Annotated in this window: 15 protein-coding genes and 1 tRNA gene; 9 read left to right on the top strand and 7 right to left on the bottom strand. The window is 74.3% G+C overall.

The features are described 5' to 3' along the window. Positions 1-70: 70 nt before the first annotated feature. The gene (locus IFT45_RS00860; RefSeq protein ID WP_192126216.1) at positions 71-1,558 is read right to left on the bottom strand and encodes an aminopeptidase P family protein; all 1,488 of its coding nucleotides are present in this window, start codon (positions 1,556-1,558) and stop codon (positions 71-73) included. 41 nt (positions 1,559-1,599) lie between these two features. Continuing rightward, entirely contained in the window at positions 1,600-2,628 is a 1,029-nt protein-coding gene (locus tag IFT45_RS00855; RefSeq protein WP_244634312.1) for an endonuclease/exonuclease/phosphatase family protein, read from the bottom strand. 68 nt (positions 2,629-2,696) lie between these two features. Between IFT45_RS00855 and IFT45_RS00850 the strand changes: the two genes are divergently transcribed. Beyond that, positions 2,697-3,551, top strand: a complete 855-nt coding sequence (locus IFT45_RS00850; RefSeq protein WP_056058858.1) for a PHP domain-containing protein — start codon at positions 2,697-2,699, stop codon at positions 3,549-3,551. Between the two features lie 85 nt (positions 3,552-3,636). On the opposite strand, the gene IFT45_RS00845 is transcribed toward IFT45_RS00850, so the two are convergent. Further along, entirely contained in the window at positions 3,637-5,130 is a 1,494-nt protein-coding gene (locus IFT45_RS00845) for a DEAD/DEAH box helicase (RefSeq protein WP_185233291.1), read from the bottom strand. An 84-nt stretch (positions 5,131-5,214) separates the two neighbouring features. On the opposite strand from IFT45_RS00845, the gene IFT45_RS00840 reads away from it, so the two are divergent. Continuing rightward, on the top strand, positions 5,215-5,934 hold the full coding sequence (locus tag IFT45_RS00840) for a ferritin-like fold-containing protein (RefSeq protein ID WP_082514527.1): 720 nt from the start codon (positions 5,215-5,217) through the stop codon (positions 5,932-5,934). A gap of 58 nt (positions 5,935-5,992) precedes the next feature. Here the strand turns inward: IFT45_RS00840 and IFT45_RS00835 are convergent, their stop codons facing one another. Together IFT45_RS00835 and IFT45_RS00830 are read right to left on the bottom strand one after the other, a co-directional pair. After that, complete coding sequence (locus IFT45_RS00835) at positions 5,993-6,286, bottom strand: hypothetical protein (RefSeq protein WP_185233289.1); 294 nt, start codon at positions 6,284-6,286, stop codon at positions 5,993-5,995. A gap of 4 nt (positions 6,287-6,290) precedes the next feature. Further along, a complete protein-coding gene (locus IFT45_RS00830) occupies positions 6,291-6,515 on the bottom strand; it encodes a DUF3107 domain-containing protein (protein ID WP_056056541.1) in 225 nt (74 codons plus the stop codon). 105 nt (positions 6,516-6,620) lie between these two features. Here IFT45_RS00830 and IFT45_RS00825 point away from each other — a divergent pair, with 105 nt between their 5' ends. Both IFT45_RS00825 and IFT45_RS00820 read left to right on the top strand, forming a co-directional pair. Beyond that, positions 6,621-9,785 (top strand): UrvD/REP family ATP-dependent DNA helicase, encoded by a 3,165-nt coding sequence (locus IFT45_RS00825; RefSeq protein ID WP_192126214.1) that lies wholly within the window; start codon positions 6,621-6,623, stop codon positions 9,783-9,785. Then, positions 9,782-13,084: a UvrD-helicase domain-containing protein gene (locus IFT45_RS00820; protein WP_192126212.1), complete on the top strand. Its 3,303-nt coding sequence runs from the start codon at positions 9,782-9,784 to the stop codon at positions 13,082-13,084. The genes IFT45_RS00825 and IFT45_RS00820 overlap by 4 nt, the downstream gene beginning before the upstream one ends. Before the next feature lie 7 nt (positions 13,085-13,091). Here IFT45_RS00820 and IFT45_RS00815 read toward each other — a convergent pair whose 3' ends face one another. After that, a complete protein-coding gene (locus IFT45_RS00815) occupies positions 13,092-14,093 on the bottom strand; it encodes a phosphotransferase (protein ID WP_192126210.1) in 1,002 nt (333 codons plus the stop codon). A gap of 74 nt (positions 14,094-14,167) precedes the next feature. On the opposite strand from IFT45_RS00815, the gene nudC reads away from it, so the two are divergent. Both nudC and IFT45_RS00805 read left to right on the top strand, forming a co-directional pair. After that, a complete protein-coding gene (gene nudC, locus IFT45_RS00810) occupies positions 14,168-15,100 on the top strand; it encodes an NAD(+) diphosphatase (RefSeq protein ID WP_056056538.1) in 933 nt (310 codons plus the stop codon). Beyond that, a complete protein-coding gene (locus tag IFT45_RS00805; RefSeq protein ID WP_192126208.1) occupies positions 15,097-16,809 on the top strand; it encodes a UvrD-helicase domain-containing protein in 1,713 nt (570 codons plus the stop codon). The genes nudC and IFT45_RS00805 overlap by 4 nt, the downstream gene beginning before the upstream one ends. An 847-nt stretch (positions 16,810-17,656) precedes the next feature. Here the strand turns inward: IFT45_RS00805 and IFT45_RS00800 are convergent. Continuing rightward, entirely contained in the window at positions 17,657-19,105 is a 1,449-nt protein-coding gene (locus IFT45_RS00800; RefSeq protein WP_192126206.1) for a zinc-dependent metalloprotease, read from the bottom strand. A gap of 105 nt (positions 19,106-19,210) precedes the next feature. Between IFT45_RS00800 and IFT45_RS00795 the strand changes: the two genes are divergently transcribed. The 3 genes from IFT45_RS00795 to IFT45_RS00785 all read left to right on the top strand — a co-directional run bounded on the left by IFT45_RS00795 (position 19,211) and on the right by IFT45_RS00785 (position 23,577). Next, positions 19,211-20,314, top strand: a complete 1,104-nt coding sequence (locus IFT45_RS00795; RefSeq protein ID WP_192046351.1) for a PDZ domain-containing protein — start codon at positions 19,211-19,213, stop codon at positions 20,312-20,314. Positions 20,315-20,416: 102 nt separating this feature from the next. After that, a complete protein-coding gene (locus IFT45_RS00790) occupies positions 20,417-23,362 on the top strand; it encodes a UPF0182 family protein (protein ID WP_197982100.1) in 2,946 nt (981 codons plus the stop codon). Between the two features lie 141 nt (positions 23,363-23,503). Further along, positions 23,504-23,577, top strand: a tRNA-Met gene (locus IFT45_RS00785). Positions 23,578-23,702 lie beyond the last annotated feature (125 nt).

Genomic DNA, 23,702 nt, shown 5'->3' with positions numbered 1-23,702 from the left:
CCCCGGTCCCTCTCGGGGCCGGGGCCGTCGTGCTCCGACCCGGTGGGCGGGGCGGAGCGTCAGGGCGTCGTCAGCTGCGCGCGACCCAGGCCTCGACCTCGGCGACCGTGCGCGGGATGCCGACCGAGAGGTTCTCGGCGCCGTCGGCCGTGACCACGATGTCGTCCTCGATGCGCACGCCGACGCCGCGGAACTCCGCCGGGACGGTCAGGTCGTCGGACTGGAAGTACAGTCCGGGCTCGATCGTGAAGACCATGCCGGGCTCCAGCACGCCGTCGAGGTAGAGCTCCCGGCGGGCGGCGGCGCAGTCGTGCACGTCGAAGCCGAGGTGGTGGCTCGTGCCGTGCACCATGTAGCGACGGTGGTGCTGGGCGTCGGGCTCGAGCGCCTCCTCGGCGGTGACGGGCAGGAAGCCCCACTCCGCCGTCCGCTCGGCGATGACCCGCATCGCGGCCTGGTGGATCTCGCGGAACCGGATGCCGGGGCGGACGATCGCGAACGCCGCGTCGGCGGCCTCGAGCACCGCCTCGTAGACCAGGCGCTGCACGTCGGTGAAGCGGCCGCTGACCGGGAGGGTGCGGGTGATGTCGGCCGTGTAGAGGCTCTCGAGCTCGATGCCGGCGTCGATCAGGATGAGGTCGCCGGGGCGCACGACGCCGTCGTTGCGCGTCCAGTGCAGCACGCACGCGTGCTCGCCGGAGGCGGCGATCGTGTCGTAGCCGACCGTGTTGCCGTCGGCGCGGGCCCGGCGGTTGAAGGTGCCCTCGACCAGGCGCTCGCCGCGCGGGTGTGCGACGATCTCGTCGAGGTCGGCGATCACGTCGGTGAACCCGGCGCCGGTCACGGCGACGGCCCGGCGCATCTGGGCGATCTCCCACTCGTCCTTGACGAGCCGCAGCTCGCTGAGGTCGCGGGCGAGGTCGTCGGTGCGCTCGACGCGCTCGGCCAGCTCGGAGGCGGGGGCCTCGAGGTCGGCCTCGTCGCGGACGGCGTCGACGCGGCGCGTGAGGTCGGGGTCGGCCTCGCGCACGAGCAGCGTGTCGGCGTCGACCTGCCCGACGACGGCCTCGAAGTCGGCCAGGTCGCGGGTGGCGAGGCCGAGGTCGGCCCCGACCTGGGCGAGGGTCGGGCGCGGGCCGATCCAGAACTCGCCGATCTCCGGGTTCGCGTAGAACTCGTCGGAGTCGCGACCGGCGCTGGCCCGGAAGTACAGGGTCGCGTCGTGGCCGTCGCCGACGGGCTCGAGCACGAGCACCGAGCCGGGGACGGTGTCGGCGCCCCAGCCGGTCAGGTGCGAGAACCCCGAGTGGGCGCGGAAGGGGTAGTCGCAGTCGTTCGACCGGACCTTCGCCTGCCCGGCCGGCACGACGAGCCGCTGCCCGGGGTGCAGGGCGGAGAGCCGGGCCCGGCGGGCGGCGGCCCACGGCGCCTCCTCGCGGGGCTCGGGGAGGACCTCGGGGTGCTCGGCCCACTGCGACGAGATGTAGTCGCGGAAGAGGTCCGACCCGGGGGTGGTGGATCGGTTGGTGGTCGCGCGGGGCGCCGTGTCGTCAGCCATGCCCGCCATTCTCCCCGATCGGGCCCGGCGCCGTCAGCCCCTCAGGCGCCCGTCGAGCTCAGCTGTGCGACGACCGGGCGGTGGTCGCTGCCGGCGTCGTCGAGGTCGGTGACGACCTTGAAGCCGGTGGTGTACCACTGGCGCGTGGCCATGACGTGGTCGATCGGGGTGCCCAGCAGGGGAGCCACGTCGGCGGGCCAGGTGCCCAGGCCGCCGTTCGCGGTCGAGACCGCGGCGTCGCGGCACCGCCCCAGGGCGCCGCCGGCCCGGCCGAGGCCCGCCATGTGGTCGACCGTCGCGTTGAAGTCGCCCGCCATGATGACGTCGCCGGTGCGGCAGGCGTCGGCGAGGGCGGTGAGGCCGTCGCGCCAGGCCGGCACGTCGTCGCGCGTCGGTGCCTGCGGGTGCGCGGCCACGATCGTCGGGCCGGTGCCCGACACGGGGGTCGCGACGACGGACGGCATCAGGGGAGTCGTCTCGACGGCGACGCCCGCCTCGTCGACGGCGACCGCGTACTGCCCGAGGGCGGTCGAGATGAGCAGCGACGTGGGCTTCGAGCTCGCCACGTCGTCGTAGGCGACGGTCAGCACGCTCATGGGCAGGCCCGCCGCCTCCATGGCCGCCGCCACGGCGGCCGCGGTCTCGGCGTCGGTCTCGGGCAGGCTGACGACCTCGGCGCCCTCCTCGACCGCCAGGGCGGCGATCCGGTCGGCGCCCGGGGCCCCGCCCAGGGTGTTCCAGGCGAGCACGGTGACGTCGGTCGGCTGCGCCTCGACGAAGTCGTCACGGCCGAGGCCCCGGGCACCGACGAAGCCGGCGGAGACGGCCCCGAAGACCAGCAGCAGCACCGCGACGGACGAGGCGAGCGAGCGCACCGGGCGGGCCACCAGGGCCACGACGAAGAGCACGACGGCGGCGCCGGCGGCCACGACCGCGGCGGCGCCGCGGAAGGACACGAGCTGCGCGGTCGGCCAGGTGCGCTGCAGGTCGAGCACCTGGGGCCAGAGCGCGAGGAGCAGCGCGGCGGCGACCGCGAGGACGAGGAGGAGGGCGACGAGACGACGGATCATGGCCCTGCCGAGCATAGGTGACGGGGCCCTCCACGGCGACGCCCGGGGGCGACGCCTACGATGGGAGGATGCCCTCCCGTCCGATCGACCTGCACACCCACAGCAGCGTCTCCGACGGCACCGAGACCCCCGCCGAGCTCGTCGCGGCCGCCGTGCGGGCCGGGCTCGGCACCGTGGCCCTCACCGACCACGACTCCACGGCCGGCTGGTCGGAGGCGACCCGGGCCGTCGCGGGCACCGGCCTCACGCTCGTCCCCGGCATGGAGCTCAGCACCCGCCTGGGGCTCGACAGCGTGCACATGCTCGCCTACCTCTTCGACCCGACCGACCCGGCCCTGGTGGCCGAGACGGCGAGGCTCCGCGACAGCCGCCTCCACCGGGCCGAGCGCATCGTCGAGCGCATCGCCGCCGACTACGACATCTCGTGGGGCGACGTGCTCGCCCAGTCGACGAGCGGCGCGACGCTCGGCCGGCCCCACATCGCGGACGCCCTCGTGGCGAAGGGGTTCGCCCCCGACCGCAGCGCGGCCTTCGCCGGGATCCTGCACTGGCGCTCGGGCTACTACGAGCCGCACGAGGCGCCGAGCCCCCTGCTCGGCGTGCGCCTCGTCCGCGAGGCCGGGGGAGTGCCCGTCATCGCGCACCCCGCGACCCGCGGCCGCGGCACGAACATCCCCGAGCGGGCGTTCGACGAGCTCGTCGAGGCCGGGCTGATGGGCGTCGAGATCGCGCACCGCGAGAACACCGACGCGGGGGCAGAGCGCCTCCGCGCCCTGGCCCGCCGGCACGACCTCATCGTCACCGGCTCCAGCGACTACCACGGCGAGGGGAAGCCCAACCGGCTCGGCGAGAACAGCACGGCGCCCGAGCAGCTGGAGCGGATCGTCGAGGCGGCCACCGGCTGGGCGCCCGTCCGGGGCTGACCCGGCCCGCGACTCCCGCACTCCCCCCCGGTGCACCGAGAGCCCCCGTCGAACTCGACGGGGGCTCTCGGCGATGTGCGGAGCGTTACTGCGCGGCGGGCGCCGAGCCGTCGCCCGCGGGGCGACGACGACGAGCGCGGCTGCGACGACGAGGGGCGTCGCCCTCGGCCGTCGTGGAGGCCGAGCCGCCGTCGACGGGAGCCTGTTCGCGGGGGGCCTCGGTGCGGGCCTGGCCGTCACGGGCCTGGCCGCCCCGGCCGCCGGAGCGCCCCTGGCCGTCACGGCCCTGGCCGTCGGAGGCACGGGCCGAGTCGCCGCCGCGACCGCGGGAGCGCGACGCCCCGGCGGCACGCTCGCGGGGAGCGGTGGAGCCCCCGTCGACGGCCGCCTTCGGGGCGGACGCGAGCCGACCCTTGGTGCCGGCCGGGATGTCGAGGTCGGTGAACAGGTGCGGGCTCGACGAGTACGTCTCGACCGGCTCGGGCTGGCCCATGTCGAGCGCGCGGTTGATGAGCGCCCACTTGTGCATGTCGGCCCAGTCGACGAAGGTCACCGCGATGCCGGTCTTGCCCGCGCGGCCGGTGCGGCCGGCGCGGTGCAGGTAGGTGTCGTGGTCGTCGGGCACGGTGTGGTTGATGACGTGCGTGACGTCGTTGACGTCGATGCCGCGGGCGGCGACGTCGGTGGCGATCAGGATGTCCTTCTTGCCGGCCTTGAACGCGGCCATGGCGCGCTCGCGCTGCTCCTGGTTGAGGTCGCCGTGCACGGCGGCGGCGTTGAAGCCGCGGTCGGTGAGCTCCTCGACGAGCTTGGCGGCGGCGCGCTTCGTGCGGGTGAAGACGACGGTCTTGCCGCGGCCCTCGGCCTGGAGGATGCGGGCGATGACCTCGTCCTTGTCGAGCGAGTGCGCCCGGTAGACGACGTGCTTGATGTTCGCCTGCGTCAGCCCCTCGTCGGGGTCGGTCGCCCGGATGTGGATCGGCTTCGTCATGAAGCGACGGGCGAGCGCCACGATCGGCCCGGGCATCGTCGCCGAGAACAGCATCGTGTGGCGCGTCGCCGGGACCTGCTGGAAGATCTTCTCGATGTCGCTGAGGAACCCGAGGTCGAGCATCTTGTCGGCCTCGTCGAGGACGACCTCCTGCACGTTCTTCAGGTCGAGGAGGCGCTGGCCAGCCAGGTCGAGGAGGCGCCCGGGGGTGCCCACCACGATCTGCGCGCCGGCCTTGAGCTGCTCGACCTGGCCCTCATAGGCCTTGCCGCCGTAGATGCTCACGACCTTGGTGGCGCGGTTGGCGGTGGCGACCTCGAGGTCGTCGGCCACCTGGACGCACAGCTCACGGGTCGGGACGACCACGAGGACCTTCACGCCGGGGGCCGGGTCGAGCCCGATGCGCTGGATGATGGGGAGGCCGAAGCCGAAGGTCTTGCCGGTGCCGGTCTTGGCCTGGCCGATGATGTCCTGGCCGCTGAGGGCGAGGGGGATCGTCTGGGTCTGGATGGGGAAAGGTTCGAGGATCCCCTTCGACGCCAGAGCGTCGACCATGTCGGGGTCGATCGCGAGGTCTGTGAATGTCAAAGTGTTGCCCTGTCTCATATAGGGGGATGCGAGGAGTTTAGCCGGTCGGGGCGAGCGCCCCTCCGGACCCCGTAGGATGACGGCGTGGTGTCATGGATGGGCCGTAGGTCACAGCGCGGCGTCCCGACCCTCCAGTGGCCGCGACCCGCGTCGCGTCCGGTCGCCGTCAACCGGGTCGAGCTCGGCGACTTCACGCCCGACCTCGCCGTCTACCTGGGGCAGGCCGCGTACCTCCAGCTGGCGCTCTTCGAGTCGCTGGCCCGGGCCTCCGCCGTCGCCCCGAGCGTCCGCGCCCGGGAGGTCACGGGCCACGTCGCCGGCAGCACCCTCGACCGTCACCGCGGGCTCGTGGCCGAGATCCGTCGTCGCGGCGACGACCCGACCGAGCTGATGGAGCCGCACGTCGCGGCCGTCGACGACTTCGGCCGACGCATCGAGGGCACCGACTGGTCGGAGGCCGTGCTCGGCGCGTACGTCGGAGCCGGCCTGCTCAACGACGTCTTCGTCCGGCTCGCGGCAGGGCTCGACGGCGACCCCCGCGACCGCATCGTCCGCGTGCTGGAGGCCGGCGACGACCAGGCCGTCATCGTCGAGGAGCTCTCCCGGGCGATCGGCGACGACCCTGCCCTGGCCTCGCGGCTGGCGCTCTGGGGCCGACGGTTGGTCGGCGACACCCTGCTCGTGGCCCGCGCCGCGATCGACGCCGCGCACGTCTCGGCCGACGACGAGCGCCTCGAGCCGGTCTTCACCGAGCTCATCGCCGCGCACACGCGCCGGATGGACGCGCTCGGCCTCACGGCCTGACCGTCTCCCGCCGAGCGGAGCCCGTGGGCTGCGGACGGCCGCGACCGGCGCACACCGGTCAGGCGCCCGCGACCACCCGCTGGTAGAGCTCGGCATCGGCCCGGCGCCGCCGGGCGACGAGGCCCCGGGCGACGAGGGCGCCGGCCACCGCCGGGAGGGCGAGCGAGACGACCCAGATCCAGCCGCCGTCGGCCCGCCAGCCCAGCTGCAGGAGGAGCTCCCACGCCACGGCGGCGACCACCGTCGCGACGCCGGGCACGAGCAGCACGCCGCGCGTGTCGCGCGCGGGCAGGGCGGCGTGCAGCACGAAGCCGATCAGGGCGCCGCCGAGGCAGACGAAGAGGAGCTCCACGGGGTCAGCCGACGAAGCCGACCCGACGGCTCTCCTCCGAGCCGACCTCGACGTACGCGAGCGACGCGGTCGGGACGAGGTAGGTCTTGCCCTTCGAGTCGGAGAGGGTGACGTACGACTTGCCGCCGTCGAGGGCCTGGGCGACCACGGCCTCGACGTCGGAGGCGCTCTGCGACGTCTCGAAGCTGATCTCACGGGGGCTGTTGGCGATGCCGATTCTGATGTCCACGACGTCACGATATCCGACGGCGCCGGGTCGGGCGTGCCCGTTCACTGAGGGCGCAAGCAGCCCGGCCGGCGCGCTCCGTCGGTGGCGGCCGGTAGCGTCGACCCCATGGTGGCGACGGCGTTCCGACCGGTGACCGACGACGAGCGCGCAGCGCGCGTCGTCGAGCTCGACGCGTCCCAGCGCGCCGTGCTCGAGCTAGCCGACGGGGCGTCCGCCGCGGTCATCGGCGCCCCGGGCAGCGGCAAGACGACCACGCTCGTCGAGTTCGTCGTCGATCGCCTGCAGCGGCGGGGCTGGGCCCCCGGCTCCGTGCTGGCGCTGTCGCCGACCCGCACGACGGCCACGCGCCTCCGCGACGTCCTGGCCGCGCGCGTCGAGGTGCCGACGCCGGGCCCCCTGGCGCGCACCGTCGCCTCCCTCGCCTTCGACGTCGTCGGCCACTCCGCGCGCCTCGCGGGGCAGGTGCCGCCGACGCTGCTCACCGGCGGCGACCAGGACAGCATCGTCCGTGCCGTGCTGGAGGGGCACCTCGCCGACGGCGGCGGGCCGGCCTGGCCCGACGAGCTCGGCCCGCGCGTGCGAGCGCTCCGCGGCTTCCGCACCGAGCTGCGCGAGGTCCTGATGCGCACCACCGAGCAGGGACTGTCGGGCGACGACCTCCGCCTGCTGGGCGACCGGCTCGACCGGCCCGCCTGGCGGGCCGTCGCCGACTTCGCCGACGAGTACCACGCGGTCGTCGACGGCCTGGCCGGCCGCCGCCTCGACTCGGCCGAGCTCGTCGACTTCGCCGTGGCGGCCCTCGACCGCGGCGAGACGGCCCCCGCCGTCGACGGCCTCCGCGTCGTGCTCGTCGACGACGCCCAGGAGGCCACCCGGTCGACCGTCGTCCTCCTCCGCGCCCTGGTGCGGCGCGGCGTCGCGGTCGTCGCCCTCGGCGACCCCGACCTCGCCACGACGGCGTTCCGCGGCGGCAGCCCCGACGTGCTCGGCCGTCTCGCGCCGCGGCTCGGCCTCGACCGGGTCGAGACCCTCTGGCTGGCCCGGGTGCACCGGCACGACGACGTCCTGCGCGAGCTCGTCGGCCGGGTCACGGCCCGCATCGGCACGGCCGCCGCCGGGCGGCAGCACGCGGCCGACGCCGCCGGTCCGACGGCGGACGAGGGGCCCTGGCGCGACGTGCCGCCGGTGGTCACCGTGCAGGCCGACAGCCCTGCTCACGAGGTGTCGGGCGTGGCCCGGCTGCTCCGCGAGCACCACCTCCTGCGCGGCGTCCCCTGGGCGCGCATGATGGTCGTCGTCCGCAGCGGCGGGCAGGTGACCTCGGTCGCGCGCAGCCTCCAGCTCGCCGAGGTGCCCACACGGACCCCGGTGGCGGGCCGGGCCGTGCGCGACGAGCACGGGGCTCGGCACCTCCTCCTCGCCGCCTCGGTGGCGGTCGGTCGTGACCCGCTCACGGCCGACGTGGCCGCCGACCTGCTGCTCGGCCCGCTCGGCGGGTTCGACCCCCTCTCGCTCCGGCGCCTCCGCCTCGCCCTCCGGGCGGAGGAGCTCGCGGGCGGCGGCACGCGATCGGCCGACGCCCTGCTGGCGGAGGCCCTCGGCGCCCCCGGGCGCTTCGTGACGATCGACTCGAGGCCGGCCGCCCGGGCCGGCCGGGTCGCAGCCAGCCTCGACGCCGCCCGGCGGGCGGCCGACGAGGGCGCGAGCATCGAGGAGGTCCTCTGGGGGCTGTGGGAGCGCAGCGGCCTCGCGACCGAGTGGTCGACCCGGTCGGCCGGGCGCGGCATCGTCGCCGCCGAGGCCGACCGCCACCTCGACGGCGTCGTCGCCCTCTTCACCGCCGCCAAGCGGTACGTCGAGCGCACGCCCGAGGCGCCCGCCGTGGGGTTCCTCGACGCCCTGCTCGACGCGGAGGTGCCGGAGGACACCCTGTCGCCCCAGGCCTCGGCTGACTCCGTCCTCGTCTGCACCCCCGCCTCCGCCGTGGGCGTCGAGGTCGACGTGGTCGTCGCGGCCCGGGTGCAGGAGGGCGTCTGGCCGAACCTCCGCGTGCGGGGCGCCCTCCTCGGGCCCGACGAGCTCGTCGACGCCGCCGAGCGGCTGCGCGCGGGCGAGCTGGACGGCCCCGCCCCGGCCGCGCCGACCGACGCGCGCGCCGGCGTCCTCAGCGACGAGCTCCGCATGTTCGCGCTGACGGTGTCGCGGGCGCGCCGCCAGGTCGTCGTATCGTGGACGGCCGACGACGCCGAGGGGCCGTCCGTCTTCTCCCGCCTGCTGCCCGCCGACGTGCCCCGCGCCTCCGGCGGTCACCCGCTGTCGCTGCGGGGGCTCGTGGGCCACCTGCGCCACGCGCTCGTGACGACGCCGAGGGGCGTCCGCGGCGACGCGGCGGCCCGGGGGCTCGCCCAGCTCGCCGAGGCCGGTGTCGCGGGGGCCCACCCCGGGCAGTGGTACGGCCTGGCCGAGCCCACGACGACGGCCCCGCTCGTCGACCTCGCGGTGCCCGAGACGCACGTGCCCGTCTCGCCGTCGCAGCTCGGCTCGTTCGAGGAGTGCCCCCTGCACTGGTTCGTCGACCGCTTCGGCGGCTCCGCCCCGAGCGCGGCGATGGGCCTCGGCACGGTGCTGCACGACGTGATGGAGCACGCCACGGCGACCGACGTCGAGTCGCTCTGGGCCGCGGTCGAGGAGCGCTGGGGCGAGCTCGAGTTCGAGTCGCCGTGGATCGCCGAGGCCGAGAAGAGACGAGCCCGGCAGATGACCGAGAGCCTGTCGTCGTACCTGCGCGACTTCGAGGCCTCCGGGGCGGAGCTGCTCGCCGCCGAGTCGTCGTTCACCCTCGACATCGGCCCGGCCCGGCTCCGCGGGGCGATCGACCGCGTCGAGCGCACCGCCCAGGGCGCGGCCGTCATCGTCGACCTCAAGACCGGTCGAGCCGTGCCCACCTCGCCGCGCGCCGTGGCGGAGCACCCCCAGCTCGGCAGCTACCAGGTCGCGCTCGCCGACGGGGCGATCGAGGAGGTGCCCGAGGGCACGGCACCCGGGGGCGCGAAGCTCGTCATCGTCTCGTCGGGGGTGCGCGGCAAGCTGTACCGCGAGCCCGCCCAGGCGCCGTTCGACGCCGAGACCCTCCAGGGCTTCCGCGACCGGGTGACCGACGCCGCGGAGGGCATGGCCGGGCGCGTGTTCGTGGCCCGGCTCGACGAGCACTGCGAGGGGCGCAACGGCGGCACCTGCCGCATCCACGTCGTCGGGGAGGTCAGCTCGTGAGCGTCGCCGCCCCGCCCCCGACGACGGGCGCCCCGGCCGCCCCCGCAGGGGGTCTCCGCTCGGCCGTCGAGATCGCCGAGGTGCTCGGCCTGCCCCGCCCCACGGCTGAGCAGCAGGCCGTCATCGAGGCGCCCCTCGAGCCGGCCCTCGTGGTGGCGGGCGCCGGCAGCGGCAAGACCGAGACCATGGCGAACCGCGTCGTCTGGCTGCTCGCCAACGGCCTGGTCGGGGTCTCCGAGGTGCTCGGCCTCACCTTCACCCGGAAGGCCGCGGGCGAGCTCGGCGAACGGATCGAGCGCCGCGTGCAGCAGCTCTCGGCCGCGGGGCTGCTCGGCGACGACGTCGACCCGTTCGACGCCCCGACCGTGTCGACCTACAACGCCTTCGCGAACGGCATCTTCCGCGACAACGCCCTCCGGGTCGGGCGCGAGAGCGAGGCCCAGGTGCTCGGCGAGGCGTCGTCCTGGCAGCTGGCGCGCTCGCTGGTCGTCGCCAGCACCGACGACCGCCTCGCCGGGCTCGGCCGCAGCGTCGACTCGCTCACCGAGGCCGTCCTCAGGCTCAGCCACGCGCTGAGCGAGAACGTCGCCGACGCGGCCGACGTGGCCGACCTCGCCGAGCGGTTCCTCGACCTCGCGGGCCTGCCGTCGACGAAGGGCACGCCGTACAAGTCGGTGGTCGACGCCGTGGCGGCCGTCGCCGCCCTCCCTCCGCTGCTCGAGCTGGCGAGGGCCTTCTCGGACGAGAAGGCGCGCCGCGGCTTCGTGGAGTACTCCGACCAGGTCGCGCTCGCGCTCGAGGTCTGCGAGACGGCGCCCGACGTGGTGACCGAGCTGCGCGCACGCTTCCGGGTGGTGCTGCTCGACGAGTACCAGGACACCAGCGTGGTGCAGACGACCCTCCTCTCGCGCCTCTTCGGCGGCACAGGCGTGATGGCGGTCGGCGACCCGCACCAGTCGATCTACGGCTTCCGCGGCGCCTCCGCCGCCAACCTGGGGCGGTTCCCGGTCGACTTCGGGGCCGCGCCGGGCGCTCTCTACAGCCTGTCGACGAGCTGGCGGAACGCCTCGCGGGTGCTCGACGCGGCCAACGCCGTCGTCGCCGAGCTGGCCGCGGCGGCCCAGGGCGCCGTCGCCGAGCTCAGCCCGCGCCCCGCGGCGCCCGAGGGCCGGGTCGAGGTCGTCTTCGAGCAGACCCTGCCCGCCGAGGCGGACCGCGTGGCCCACTGGCTCCAGCGGGAGCTCGACCCGGCCCGGCACGGGGGTGCCGAGCCGCGGACGGCGGCGATCCTCTTCCGGTCGAAGAAGACCGTGCCGGCGTTCGTCGAGGCGCTCGCCGCCCGCGGCGTCCCGTACCACGTGCTCGGCGTCGGGGGCCTGCTGCAGCGGCCCGAGGTCGTCGACCTGGTGTCGTGCCTGCGCGTGCTCCACGACCCCGCGGCGGGCTCCGAGCTGATCCGGCTGATGGCGGGCGCGCGGTGGCGCGTCGGGCTGCACGACATCGCCGTGCTGCGGTCGGTGTCGTCGTGGCTCTTCTCCCACGACCACGCCCAGCAGCAGCTCGACGACGACGTCGCGGCGGGCTTCCGCGCCTCGGTCGCCGTGGGCGAGCACGGCTCGATCGTCGACGCGCTCGACTTCGTGACGACAGCTCCCGACGGCCACCGCCAGCTCGCCGAGTTCAGCCCCGAGGGGCTCGCGCGTCTCCGGCGCCTCGGCTCGCAGCTCGCCTTCCTCCGCGGCCGCGTCGGTCTCGACCTGGTCGACCTGGTGACCCTGGTGCAGCAGGAGATGCTCCTCGACGTCGAGGTCGGCGCCGCGACCGGCCAGGGGCACGGCGGAGCCTGGCTGCAGGCGCTGGAGGACGAGCTGGCCGGCTACGTGGCCACCGACGAGTCGGCGACCCTCGGGGGCTTCCTCTCCTGGCTCGCGGCGGCCGAGCGACGCGACGACATGGGCCCGCGCTCGGAGGACGGCGAGCCCGGCACCGTGCAGCTGCTGACCGTCCACGGCTCCAAGGGCCTCGAGTGGGACGTCGTGGCCGTGCCGCGGCTCGTCGAGGGGGAGCTCCCCGGCACCTCGCGGGAAGGCGTCGGCTGGCTCGGCTTCGGCGAGCTGCCGTTCGAGTTCCGCGGCGACGCCGCCGAGCTGCCGCAGCTCGCCTGGCGGGGCGTCGACGACCAGAAGGAGTTCGACCAGGGCCTCGCCGCGTTCCGGGCCGAGCTCGTCGAGCGGCACCTCGCCGAGGAGAGGCGCCTCGCCTACGTGGCCCTCACGCGGGCCCGCGACGCCGTCCTGCTGAGCGGGTCGTTCTGGTCGACCACCGTCAAGCCCCGGGCGGCGAGCCGCTACCTGCGCGAGCTGGTCGACGCGGGGGTCCTGCCCCCGGGCGCGCTGCCCGAGCTGCCCGACGACGACGAGAACCCCCTGGCCGACACGACCCGGGAGCTCGCCTGGCCCATCGACCCGCTCGGCCCGCGACGGGCCGCCGTCGAGGGAGCGGCGGCCCGGGTCAGCCGTGAGATCGCCGCCCGCGCGGTCGAGCCCGACCGCCCCGACGTCGTCGACGGACCGTGGTCGGCCGACATCGACCTCCTGCTCCGCGAGCGCGACGCCATCCGCGAGCGGGCGGGGTCGATCGACCTCCCGCAGCGCATCCCCGCCTCGCGCTTCAAGGACTACGTCAGCGACCCGGCCGCGGTCGCGGCGTCGCTGCGCCGCCCCCTGCCCGAGAGGCCCTACCGGGCGACCCGGCTCGGCACCCTCTTCCACGAGTGGGTGGAGGAGCGGTACCGGCCGACGGGGCGAGCGGAGGTCCTCGACGCCTGGGCCACCGAGATCGACCTCGACGACGAGCGCGTCGGCGGCACGGCGGGCCTGGTCGACCCCGACGACGCGCGGCGCCTCGTCGAGCTGCAGCGCACGTTCGAGCGCTCGCCGTGGGCGGGCGTCGAGCCGGTCGAGGTTGAGCTCGAGGTGCACCTGCCGCTCGGTCGCCGCACCGTCATCTGCAAGATCGACGCCGTCTTCGAGCGCGACGGGCGCTGGCAGGTCGTCGACTGGAAGACGGGCGCCGCGCCCGTCGACGCCGCCGACCTCGAGCTCCGGCAGCTGCAGCTCGCCCTGTACCGCGAGGCCTGGGCGAGCTTCCGGGGGGTGCCGGCCGAGAGCATCGACGCGGTCTTCTACTTCGTCGCCGACGACGTGGTCGTCGAGCCGCGGCACGTGGCCGACCGGGCCGAGCTGGTCGCCCTCTGGGAGGCGGTCGAGGCCGGGCGTCCGACGTCGGCCGCGACCTAGGGGCGGCCTAGGAGTGCCGGCGCTCCGTCGAGGCGAGCAGCTCCTCGACGCCGTCGAGGTCGAGGGCGGCCGTGCCGCCGGCGCCGATGCCGCCCTGCGAGCTGGCCTGCAGCCGGTCGACGAGGTCGGTCATCATGCCCACGGCGTCGTCGACGACCGCGGTGCTCTTCGTGCTCGTGCCGTGCAGCAGCCACTTGGCGAGGTCGAGCTCGCGGTACAGCGTGGCCCGGTGGCGCAGCTGGTGGTCGCTGGTGCCGCGGGCGGCGTTGTAGGCGTCGAAGGCGGAGTCGATCGCCTCGCGCCCGGGGGCGCCGAGCAGCCAGGCGAGGTCGCGTGCCGGGTCGCCCACCTGGAGGTCGTGCCAGCCGAGCACCCCGCTGACGGCGTCGTCGACGACGAGCACCGACGACGCCTCGAGCGAGGCGTTGACGACCGTGGGCTGGAACTGCCAGAGCACGCTGTCCTGGATCGCCGCCTCCCACCGCTCCAGCAGCGCGGCGGGGAGCAGCCGCGTCGAGGCGGCCCGGTCGACGAGGGCCGCCGACGACCGCATCGCCTCGAAGGGCGTGTGGCTCGTGAGCCCGGCGTCGGTGACGAAGCTCGTGGGGAGCGAGTGGATCGCGGCGATGCCGCGGCCCAGGGCGGTGGGCAGGCCGGAGCCGGAGGTGACCTCGTTGCTGCGGAGGTGGCGCCCGGACACGAAGTCGTAGACGATGCCGCGCGTGCGGCCGATCGGCGCCTGGCCCCGGTACTGCGGGACGGCGAAGGGGAGGCGGCCGCGGACCCCGGCGCTCAGGGCGCGGAGCGCGACGAGGTCGGCGGACTGGGTGGCCTCGGCGCGCTGGCTGCGCGGCACCCGCACGATCAGCTGCTCGCCGTCGCTGCTGCCCACGACCGCGGAGTCGTAGTCGCCGCCCTGGGAGGAGCCGTGCGGCGACGCGGTCACGACGTCGAGCTCGGCGACGGCGGCCGTGGCCAACGCGGCTAGAGTGAGATGAGATCTGGCCATGCCCTCAGGGTAGGCCGCCGCGCCCGGTGCCACTCCGCGCGCCACGCTGTCAACTCGCGATGATTGGTCGTCCGATGTCCTCGCCGCTCACGCCCCGCCTCCCGCTGTCCCGGCAGCAGGTCGACCGTGACTACCTCACCCGCGAGCGTCCGGGCGTGGTCGCCGAGCTGCTGTCGTCCGCCGACACGAGGGTGCTGCCCGTCTGGCGCGGCCGGACCCTGATGGCGACGCCGTCGGCGCTGGCCCTGCTCGAGCCCGCCGCCCTCGGCCAGGCTCGCGACCACCTCTACCTCGGCCGGTCGCTCGACCCGGCAGCCGCCGAGCCCGTCGGCACCCCCGTCGTGGCGGCGCTGCTCGACGACGACCAGGCGGCCGCCCTCGAGCCCGACGACGACGCGTGGAGCAGCCCGCGGGCCACGGGCTCGACGCTCAGCGCCCGCGACGTGGGCTTGGCCGTCGAGGCCGTCGCCCTCGCCAACTGGCACGACTCGCACCGCTTCGCCCCGCGCACCGGCCGCGAGCTCGTCAGCGACAAGGCCGGCTGGGTCCGGCGCGACCCCGACGACGGCCACGAGGTGTTCCCGCGCACCGACCCTGCGATCATCGTCGGCGTCACCGACGCCGACGACCGGCTGCTGCTCGGCTCGAACGCCCTGTGGGAGTCCAACCGGTGGTCGCTCCTCGCGGGGTTCGTCGAGCCCGGCGAGTCCCTCGAGCAGGCCGTGCAGCGCGAGGTCTTCGAGGAGAGCGGGGTGAAGGTCGTCGACCCGCAGTACCTCGGGTCGCAGCCCTGGCCTTTCCCCGCGAGCCTCATGCTCGGCTTCCGGGCCGTCGTCGACGCCGCCGACCCGGGGGTGCTCGAGCCCGACGGCGCCGAGATCCTCGACCTGCGCTGGTTCAGTCGCGACGAGCTCGCGGCGAGCCTCGGCGACGTCCTCCTGCCGGGCCGCACGTCGATCGCCCGCGCCATCATCGAGGACTGGTTCGGCGGCGAGCTCGACCAGTGACCGAGGCCGCTGAGCTCATCGCCGGGCTCGACGAGCAGCAGCGCGAGGCGGCCCGTCGGCTGCTCGGGCCGGTCTGCCTCCTCGCGGGGGCGGGCACCGGCAAGACCCGCGCCATCACGCACCGCATCGCCTACGGCGTCGCGACCGGCGTGTACGCCCCCAACCGCGTGATGGCCCTCACCTTCACCTCCCGCGCGGCGGCCGAGCTCCGCGGGCGGCTGCGCCACCTCGGCGCGGGGGGCGTCTCGGCGCGCACCTTCCACGCCTCCGCCCTCTCGCAGCTGTCGTACTTCTGGCCGCAGACCATGGGCGGGCAGATGCCGCGCCTCCTCGACGGCAAGGGCAAGCTGCTGGCGCACGCCGCCGAGCGGCTGCGGCTCAAGCTCGACACCGCCTCGCTGCGCGACATGGCCGGCGAGATCGAGTGGCGCAAGGTCTCCCGGCTCACGATGGACGAGTACGCGCTGAAGGTGCCCTCGCGCTCGCTGCCGCAGTCGGTGTCGGTCGAGGCGGCGCTCGACCTGCACGCCGCCTACGAGGACATCAAGGACGAACGGCGCCAGCTCGACTTCGAGGACGTCCTGCTGGCCACGGTCGGCATGCTCGAGCTCGAGCCCCGGGTCGCGCAGCAGGTCCGCGAGCAGTACCGCTTCTTCGTCGTCGACGAGTACCAGGACGTCTCGCCCCTGCAGCAGCACCTCCTCGAGCTGTGGCTCGGCGACCGCAACGACCTCTGCGTCGTCGGCGACGCCAGCCAGACCATCTACTCGTTCGCCGGGGCCTCCGCCGACTACCTCCTGGGGTTCGGCTCCCGGTACGACGACGCGACGGTGGTGCGCCTCGAGCAGAACTACCGCTCGTCGCGCCAGATCGTCGACACCGCCAACCAGCTCATGCGCGGCCGGCCCGGCGCCCTCCACCTGCACCCCGCGGTCGAGACGGCCGGGCCGGTGCCCCCGGTGACGCAGTACCCGACCGACATGGCGGAGGCGCGGGGCGTGGCCCAGACGATCGCCGACGAGATCGCGTCGGGCGTCGCGCCGGAGGAGATCGCCGTGCTCTACCGCGTCAACGTCCAGGCGGCGGCGCTGGAGCGCGCCCTCTCCGACGTGGGCGTCTCGACGCGGGTCCAGGGCGCGACGCGGTTCTTCGAGCTGCGCGAGGTCAAGGAGGCGCTGATGATGCTCAAGGGAGCGGCCGTCAGCATCGTGGGCGAGCCGCTGTTCAAGACGGTCAGCGACGTGCTGCGCTCGCTGGGGTGGACGCAGGAGGCGCCCGAGCAGCGGGGCGCCGTGCGTGACCGCTGGGAGTCGCTGAACGCCCTGATGGGGCTCGCCGAGGCCTCGCCCCCCGACACCACGCTGCGGCAGTTCGTCGACGAGCTCTTCGCCCGTCAGCAGGGGCAGCACGAGCCGACGATGGCCGCCGTCACCCTCGCGACCCTGCACTCGGCGAAGGGGCTCGAGTGGCGGAGCGTCTACCTCGTGGGCCTCAGCGAGGGCCTCGTGCCGATCAGCTACGCGGAGGGGCTCGAGGCGATCGACGAGGAGCGGCGACTGCTCTACGTGGGCGTCACGCGGGCCCGGGAGCGCCTCCGGCTGTCGTGGGGCGCGGCGGGCCAGGGCCGGGGCGGCGAGCGTCGACCGAGCCGGTTCCTGGAGGAGCTCCGCACCCGCAGTCGCGACGCGGCGTCGTCCACGAGCGCGTGACCTCGCCGCTCGCCCGGTCGAGGCGGTCGACGGCCGCCGCGTCGTCGCCGGCTCCGTGCTCGGCCACGGCGAGCAGTCGCCGCACCGCCGCCGCGGCCGCCTCGTGCACCACCAGCGACGACAGGGGCGTCGGCGGGGCCGTCACGAGCTGACCGGCGAGGGCGGGCCACGCCGGGTCGGCCTCGCCGTCGTGCAGGTGCAGGCACCGGACGCACGCCGTCACGCCCGGCACGACGACCGGCCCCACCCGCACCGAGCGGTCGCCCGAGCGCACGACCAGGTGGACGACGTCGTGGCGGACCCACTCAGCCGTCACGCACGGGTCGGAGACGAGGCCCGAGACGACCAGGCCCAGGCCGGCAGGCACCGAGGAGGCGCTCCGCGGGTCACCGGGGGAGCCCGCGACGCTCTCGGCGTCGACCCGCAGCACCCCGAGGCCCTCCGCCTGGGCGAGCCGCCCGACGGCGTCGGCGAGGGGCCCCGACCCCGCGAGGCGCACGAGCGGAGTTGTCGCGCGGGGCCCGTCGGCGAGCAGGGCCGGCTCGAGCCGCTGCACGGCGGCGGCGACGGACCCGGCGTCGGCGCCGAGCTGAGCGGCGAGCGCGGTGACCCCGCCGTCGCCGCGACCGGCCACGAGGGCGGCGACCACCGCCTCCTCGAGTCGGCTCACCCCGCGGAGCACCACCAGGGCCCGCTCGACCCCGATCTGGAGGGTGTCGGGGTCGCGCCACAGCACGGGGACGTGGTCGGGCAGGCGGAGGGGGCGGGGAGCGGGCACGCCCCGAGCTTGCTGCAGCAGGAACGGCCGCCCCGCGTTGTCCACAGGCCCGCCCGGGCGGGCCCGCGGTCAGCGAGCGGGGGAGGGACCGCCGTCGGGGGAGTCGTCGTCGTCTCGGTCGGTCTCGACGTCGGCGTCGGTCGCGTCGGCGGCGTCGGCCCCGGACTCGACCGCGCTGCCGTCCGTGGACTCGCGGGGACGGTCGTCGCCCGTGTCGGCCAGGAGGTCGGCGATGGCCTGGTCGACGTCGTCGAAGGCGGGCTCGGACGCGGTCAGCCGCGCCACGAGCGCCTGGGGGTCGTCGATGTCGGCGTCGGTCGGGACGATGTCGGGGTGGGCCCAGAGCGCGTCGCGCTGCTCGGCCCCGACCGCGGCGCTGACGGCCGACCACATCGCCGCGGCCTCGCGGAGGCGTCGGGGGCGGAGCTCGAGGCCGACGAGCGTCGAGAACGCGGACTCGGCGGGGCCGCCGGCCGCACGGCGACGGCGGACGGTCTCGGCGATCGCGCCGGCCTTCGGCAGGCGCGCGGTCGCCTCGGCGGTGACGACGTCGACCCAGCCCTCGATGAGGGCGAGCGTCGTCTCGAGGCGGGCCAGGGCGGCCAGCTGCTCGTCCGTCTTCGGGGGGATCAGCGCTCCGCTCGCGAGGGCGTCCTGCAGCTGCTCGGGCGACTCGGGGTCGAAGTCGACCGCGAGCTCCTCGAGTCGGCTCGTGTCGATGCGGATGCCCTGGGCGAACTCGCGGATGGACGAGATGAGGTGGAGGCGGAGCCAGCGTGCGTGCCGGAACAGCCGGGCGTGCGCGAGCTCGCGCACGGCGAGGTACAGCTGCACCTGGTCGGGCTCGATGTCGAGGCCCTCGCCGAAGGCGTCGACGTTCTGCGGCACGATCGCGGCCTGCTGGTCGTCGAGCAGGGGGATGCCGACGTCGCCGCCCGAGACGACCTCGGTCGAGAGCTGGCCGACGACCTGGCCGAGCTGGAGGGCGAACAGGGTGCCGCCCACGCTGCGCATGACCTGGCCCGCCCCGGCCAGGAGCGACTGCATCTCGTCGGGGGCCTGCTCGGAGAGCACGCGGGTGAGGGAGTCGGCGATGGACTCGGCGACCGGCTCGGCCAGCTGCGTCCAGACCGGCATGGTGAGGCGCGCCCACTCGGCGCGGCTGACGAGCTTCGGGGGGACGGTGAGCTCGGCCACGTAGGTGACCTCGTCGAGCCAGAGGGCCGCGAGGGTGAAGGCCTGCTCGAGGGCCGCGGTGGCGGCCGGGTCGGCGGCGACGGCGGAGGCCGTGCCGACGGCGGTCGCCTGCTGGGTGGCGACGCTCCAGTCGATGCCGTCGCCGCTGCGGCTCACGGCGTCCTGCAGCTGGCTCATCAGCCGGGCGACGAAGGCCGGGTCGGACGGGAGCCCCGCCGCGCCCGCGAGCTTCGACGGATCGATGTCGGAGCCGCCCGCCAGGAACTGGCGCAGCATCTCTCGGAACTCGTCCTCCGGGCCGCGCTGCGGTTCATCAGTCATGCTGACTACGCTAGCTGCTGGCCGCAGGAACAGCCTGGGTTCCGGCCGACGCCTCCCGGTCCGCCGCTGCGCCCGTGGCGAACACCGAAAGGACCGTCCGTGGCCATGTTCACGCCCCCGGCTCGACCCGTCGAGCAGCCCCGTCGCCGTGCCGCCCTCGGGTGGTGGCTGCTCGTCGTGGCCCTGGTCGCCGGGCTCGCGCTCACCTTCCTCCCCTCGCCCTACCTGATCGAGCAGCCGGGCCCCGTCTTCGACACCCTCGGCAGCGCCGACTACGAGGGCGAGAGCGAGCCGCTCATCACCGTCGAGGGCGCCGAGACGTACCCGACGGCCGGGTCGCTCGACCTGCTGACCGTCAGCGTGCGCGGCGACGTCGCGAACCGGCCCAGCTGGCTCGACGTCGTCCAGGCCTGGTTCTCGCCGAGCCGGGCCGTCGTGCCGGTCGAGGCGATCTACCCCTCCGGCGTCTCGAATGAGCAGGTCGACGAGCAGAACGCCGTCGACATGCAGAACTCCCAGAAGTCCGCCGTCGCGGCCGCCCTCGTGCACGAGGGGTACCAGGTGCCCAGCACCGTCACGGTCAGCCAGGTCTCCGACGACGGACCGTCGGCGGGCGTGCTCCGCGAGGGCGACGTCGTCGTCAGCGTGGACGGCGTCGACCTCACGACCAACGGCGACGTCGACGCCCTCCGCGCCGTGGTGGCCGACCACGGGGCCGACGGCCCCGCCGACGTCGTCGTCGAGCGCGACGGTCAGCAGGTGATCGAGCAGGTCACCCCGCAGGAGGTGCAGGGCACGCCGCTCCTGGGCGTCGGCGTGAGCGTCGACTACGAGTTCCCCTTCGACGTGACGCTCCGTCTCGACAAGGTCGGCGGCCCGAGCGCGGGCATGATGTTCGCCCTCGGGATCATCGACAAGACGACGCCCGGCGAGCTCAACGGCGGCGAGACGGTCGCGGGCACGGGCACCATCACGGCCTCGGGCACCGTCGGGCCGATCGGGGGCATCCGCCAGAAGCTGTACGGAGCCCGCGACGCGGGGGCGTCGGTCTTCCTCGCGCCGGCCAGCAACTGCGACGAGGTCGTCGGCCACGTGCCCTCCGGCCTCGACGTCTACGCGGTCGCCACCCTCGACGACGCCGTGACGGCGCTCGAGACCGTGGCCGACGGGGGAGACACCGCCTCGCTGCCCACCTGCACGGCCGGCTGAGGGCCCCTGCACAGCTCCCTGCGAGGAGGCGCGGGCACGGTGGAACGGTCAGGCTCGACACGTAGGATGGCCGTCCACGTCCCCTGAGCCAGGAGCACCCTCTTGACGTCACCTGCATCGTCGCGCACCCCGCGACGTTCGCCCCGAGCGCCGGTCCTCGTGACGGTGGCGATCCTCGCCGCCCTCGTCATCGCGTTCTTCATCTTCTCGTCGCTGCTGACGGACTACCTCTGGTACGACCAGCTCGGGTTCGCGAACGTGCTGACGACGCAGTGGATCGCGGGCGCGGTGATGTTCCTCGTGGGCTTCGTCGCCATGGCCGTCCCGGTCTGGGTCAGCATCGACGTGGCGTTCCGGTTCCGCCCCGTCTACGCGAAGCTCAACTCGCAGCTCGACCGCTACCAGCAGGTCATCGAGCCCCTCCGCCGCGTCGTGGTGCTCGGCGTGCCGATCGTGCTCGGGCTGTTCGCGGGCATCGCGACCTCGACGCGCTGGCAGGTCACCCTGCAGTGGCTGAACCGCACCTCCTTCGGCGAGACCGACCCGCAGTTCGGCCTCGACGTGGGCTTCTACGTCTTCGAGCTGCCCTTCTACCAGGGCGCCGTCGGCTTCGCGTCGGCCGTCGTCCTCATCGCGGGCCTGGCGGCCCTGGCCACGAGCTACCTCTACGGGGCGCTGCGCTTCTCGGGCCGTGACGTGCGCATCTCCCGCGTGGCGCGCATCCAGCTGGCCGTCACCGCCGCGCTCTACCTGGCCCTCCAGGGCCTCAGCCTCTGGCTCGACCAGTACGCGACGCTCACCGACGGCACGAACAAGCTCGTCACCGGCGCCACCTACACCGACGTCGCCGCGGGCATCCCCGGCAAGCAGATCCTCGCGCTCGCCGCGGCGGTCGTGGCGATCCTCTTCATCGTCACCGCGGTCGTGGGCAAGTGGCGCCTCTCCGTCATCGGCACCGCGGCGCTGATCATCATCAGCATCATCGTCGGCGGCATCTACCCCTGGATCGTCCAGCGGTTCCAGGTCGAGCCGAGCGAGCGGACGGTCGAGTCGACCTACATCGAGCGGAACATCGACGCCACCCGGGAGGCGTACGGGGTGGCCGACGTCGAGGAGCAGTCCTACGACGCGCAGAGCGACGCCGAGGCGGGCGCGCTCGCCGGCGACGCGGTCACGACCGCGAACATCCGCATCATCGACCCGGCGCTCGTCACCGACGCCTTCGCCCAGCTGCAGCAGTACCGCCAGTACTACAGCTTCCCCGAGCAGCTCTCCGTCGACCGCTACACGATCGACGGCCAGCAGCAGGACACCGTCATCGCGGTGCGCGAGCTCAACACGGACCAGCTCGGCAACTCGGCGACCCCGTACAACACGACGTTCGTCTACACGCACGGCTACGGCGTCGTGGCGGCCTACGGCAACCAGCGCTCGGCCGACGGCCAGCCCGTCTTCCTCGAGTCGGGCATCCCGGTCACGGGCGCCCTCGGCGACTCGGACAGCTACGAGCCGCGCATCTACTTCGGCCAGGAGTCACCCGACTACTCGATCGTCGGCGGCGACGGCGGCGACGACATCGAGCTCGACTACCCCTCGGGCGCGAACGACAACGGCACGAACCAGACCACGACCTTCGAGGGCGACGGCGGGCCGAAGCTCGACAGCGCCTTCAAGAAGCTGATCTACGCGATCAAGTTCCAGTCGGAGCAGGTGTTCCTCTCCGACGCTGTCAACGACCAGTCGCAGATCCTCTACGACCGCGACCCGGCCCAGCGGGTGCAGAAGGTCGCTCCGTACCTCACCATCGACAGCGCGCCGTACCCGGCCGTCGTCGACGGGAGGGTGAAGTGGATCGTCGACGCCTACACGACGACCCCGGAGTACCCCTACTCGAAGCCGCAGGCCCTGTCGGACGCGATCGCCGACACCTACACCGAGCGACCGGTCTACGCGTCGAACGAGATCAACTACATCCGCAACTCGGTCAAGGCGACCGTGGACGCCTACGACGGGTCGGTCGACCTCTTCGCGTGGGACACCGAGGACCCGATCCTGAAGACGTGGCAGAAGATCTTCCCGTCCACGACGAAGCCGCTGAGCGACATGTCCGTCGACCTGATGCAGCACGTCCGCTACCCGCAGGACATGTTCAAGGTGCAGCGCGCCATCCTCGGCACCTACCACGTGACCGACGCCGACTCGTTCTACTCGAGCGACGACGCGTGGGTGACCCCGAACGAGCCGACGAGCAACACGGCGAACCCGCCGCTGCAGCCGCCGTACTACCTGACCCTGCAGCTGCCCGACCAGGACCCGGCGTTCTCGATCTACTCGACGTACATCCCCCAGCAGTCGGGGGAGAACGCGCGGAACGTGTTGACCGGGTACCTGGCCGCGAACGCCGACGCGGGCACGACGCCCGGCGAGATCTCGCCCGACTACGGCAAGCTCTCGCTGCTGACCCTGCCCAAGACGGACACCGTCCCCGGCCCGGGCCAGGTGCAGAACAACTTCAACACCGACACGGCCGTGGCGAACCAGCTGGCGCTGCTCACCCGCGGCGACACCAGCGTCGTGCGGGGCAACCTGCTCACGCTGCCGGTGGGAGGCGGCCTGCTGTACGTGCAGCCGATCTACGTGAAGTCGAACAGCGAGACGTCGTATCCCGTGCTGCAGAAGGTGCTCGTCTCGTTCGGCGAGAAGATCGCCTTCGAGGACACCCTCAACGGAGCGCTCGACTCGCTCTTCGGCGGCAACTCGGGTGCCCAGGCGGGCGACGAGGGAGTGCCGGAAGGCGACACGAGCACGGGCGACACCGGTGACGCGGGCACGGGCGACGCCCCCGACACGGGTGCCGGCGCCGACACGGGCGCGACCGGCAACTCGCAGCTCGACCAGGCCCTCGCGGATGCTCAGTCCGCCCTCGAGGACCGCAGCGCGGCGTACCAGTCGAACGACCTGGTGGCCGCGGCGGAGGCTGACGAGCGCCTCCAGACCGCCCTCGAGGCCGCGGTGACCGCGAGCGAGGCCGCGACCGCCGGCCAGTAGCGCCGACCGCTGCACCGGTGACGACCACCGCCCCTCGACCCCGGTCGAGGGGCGGTGGTCGTCCTGCAGGCGGCGACTCGGGGCCGGTGGTCGTGCCGATTGGACAGGTCACAGATCGCCTGGTAGCGTTTCTTCTTGTGCCGCGGGGTGGAGCAGTTCGGTAGCTCGCTGGGCTCATAACCCAGAGGTCGTAGGTTCAAATCCTGCCCCCGCAACAGAGAACGCGACACACACGAAAGCCCTGGTCTCCTGACCAGGGCTTTCGTCGTTCCCGCCGCACGGGTCGCGGCCTGCCGGAGGCCGGTGTGGCAGGCCTCGCGGTCCCTTCGGTCGTCGACGT

Source organism: Frigoribacterium sp. CFBP 13707 (assembly GCF_014842245.1).
Lineage (GTDB): Bacteria > Actinomycetota > Actinomycetes > Actinomycetales > Microbacteriaceae > Frigoribacterium > Frigoribacterium endophyticum.
The sequence above is the reverse complement of the archived record's forward strand: the minus strand, read 5'-3'. Positions and strand labels throughout refer to the sequence as shown.

What these genes read in the sequence shown, in the direction of transcription:
- IFT45_RS00815 (WP_192126210.1), bottom strand. Translation starts at nt 14,093, where the DNA reads ATGGCCAGATCTCATCTCACTCTAGCCGCGTTGGCCACGGCCGCCGTC.
- IFT45_RS00795 (WP_192046351.1), top strand. Translation starts at nt 19,211, where the DNA reads ATGTTCACGCCCCCGGCTCGACCCGTCGAGCAGCCCCGTCGCCGTGCC.
- IFT45_RS00860 (WP_192126216.1), bottom strand. Translation starts at nt 1,558, where the DNA reads ATGGCTGACGACACGGCGCCCCGCGCGACCACCAACCGATCCACCACC.
- IFT45_RS00850 (WP_056058858.1), top strand. Translation starts at nt 2,697, where the DNA reads ATGCCCTCCCGTCCGATCGACCTGCACACCCACAGCAGCGTCTCCGAC.
- IFT45_RS00825 (WP_192126214.1), top strand. Translation starts at nt 6,621, where the DNA reads ATGGTGGCGACGGCGTTCCGACCGGTGACCGACGACGAGCGCGCAGCG.
- nudC (WP_056056538.1), top strand. Translation starts at nt 14,168, where the DNA reads ATGTCCTCGCCGCTCACGCCCCGCCTCCCGCTGTCCCGGCAGCAGGTC.
- IFT45_RS00800 (WP_192126206.1), bottom strand. Translation starts at nt 19,105, where the DNA reads ATGACTGATGAACCGCAGCGCGGCCCGGAGGACGAGTTCCGAGAGATG.
- IFT45_RS00855 (WP_244634312.1), bottom strand. Translation starts at nt 2,628, where the DNA reads ATGATCCGTCGTCTCGTCGCCCTCCTCCTCGTCCTCGCGGTCGCCGCC.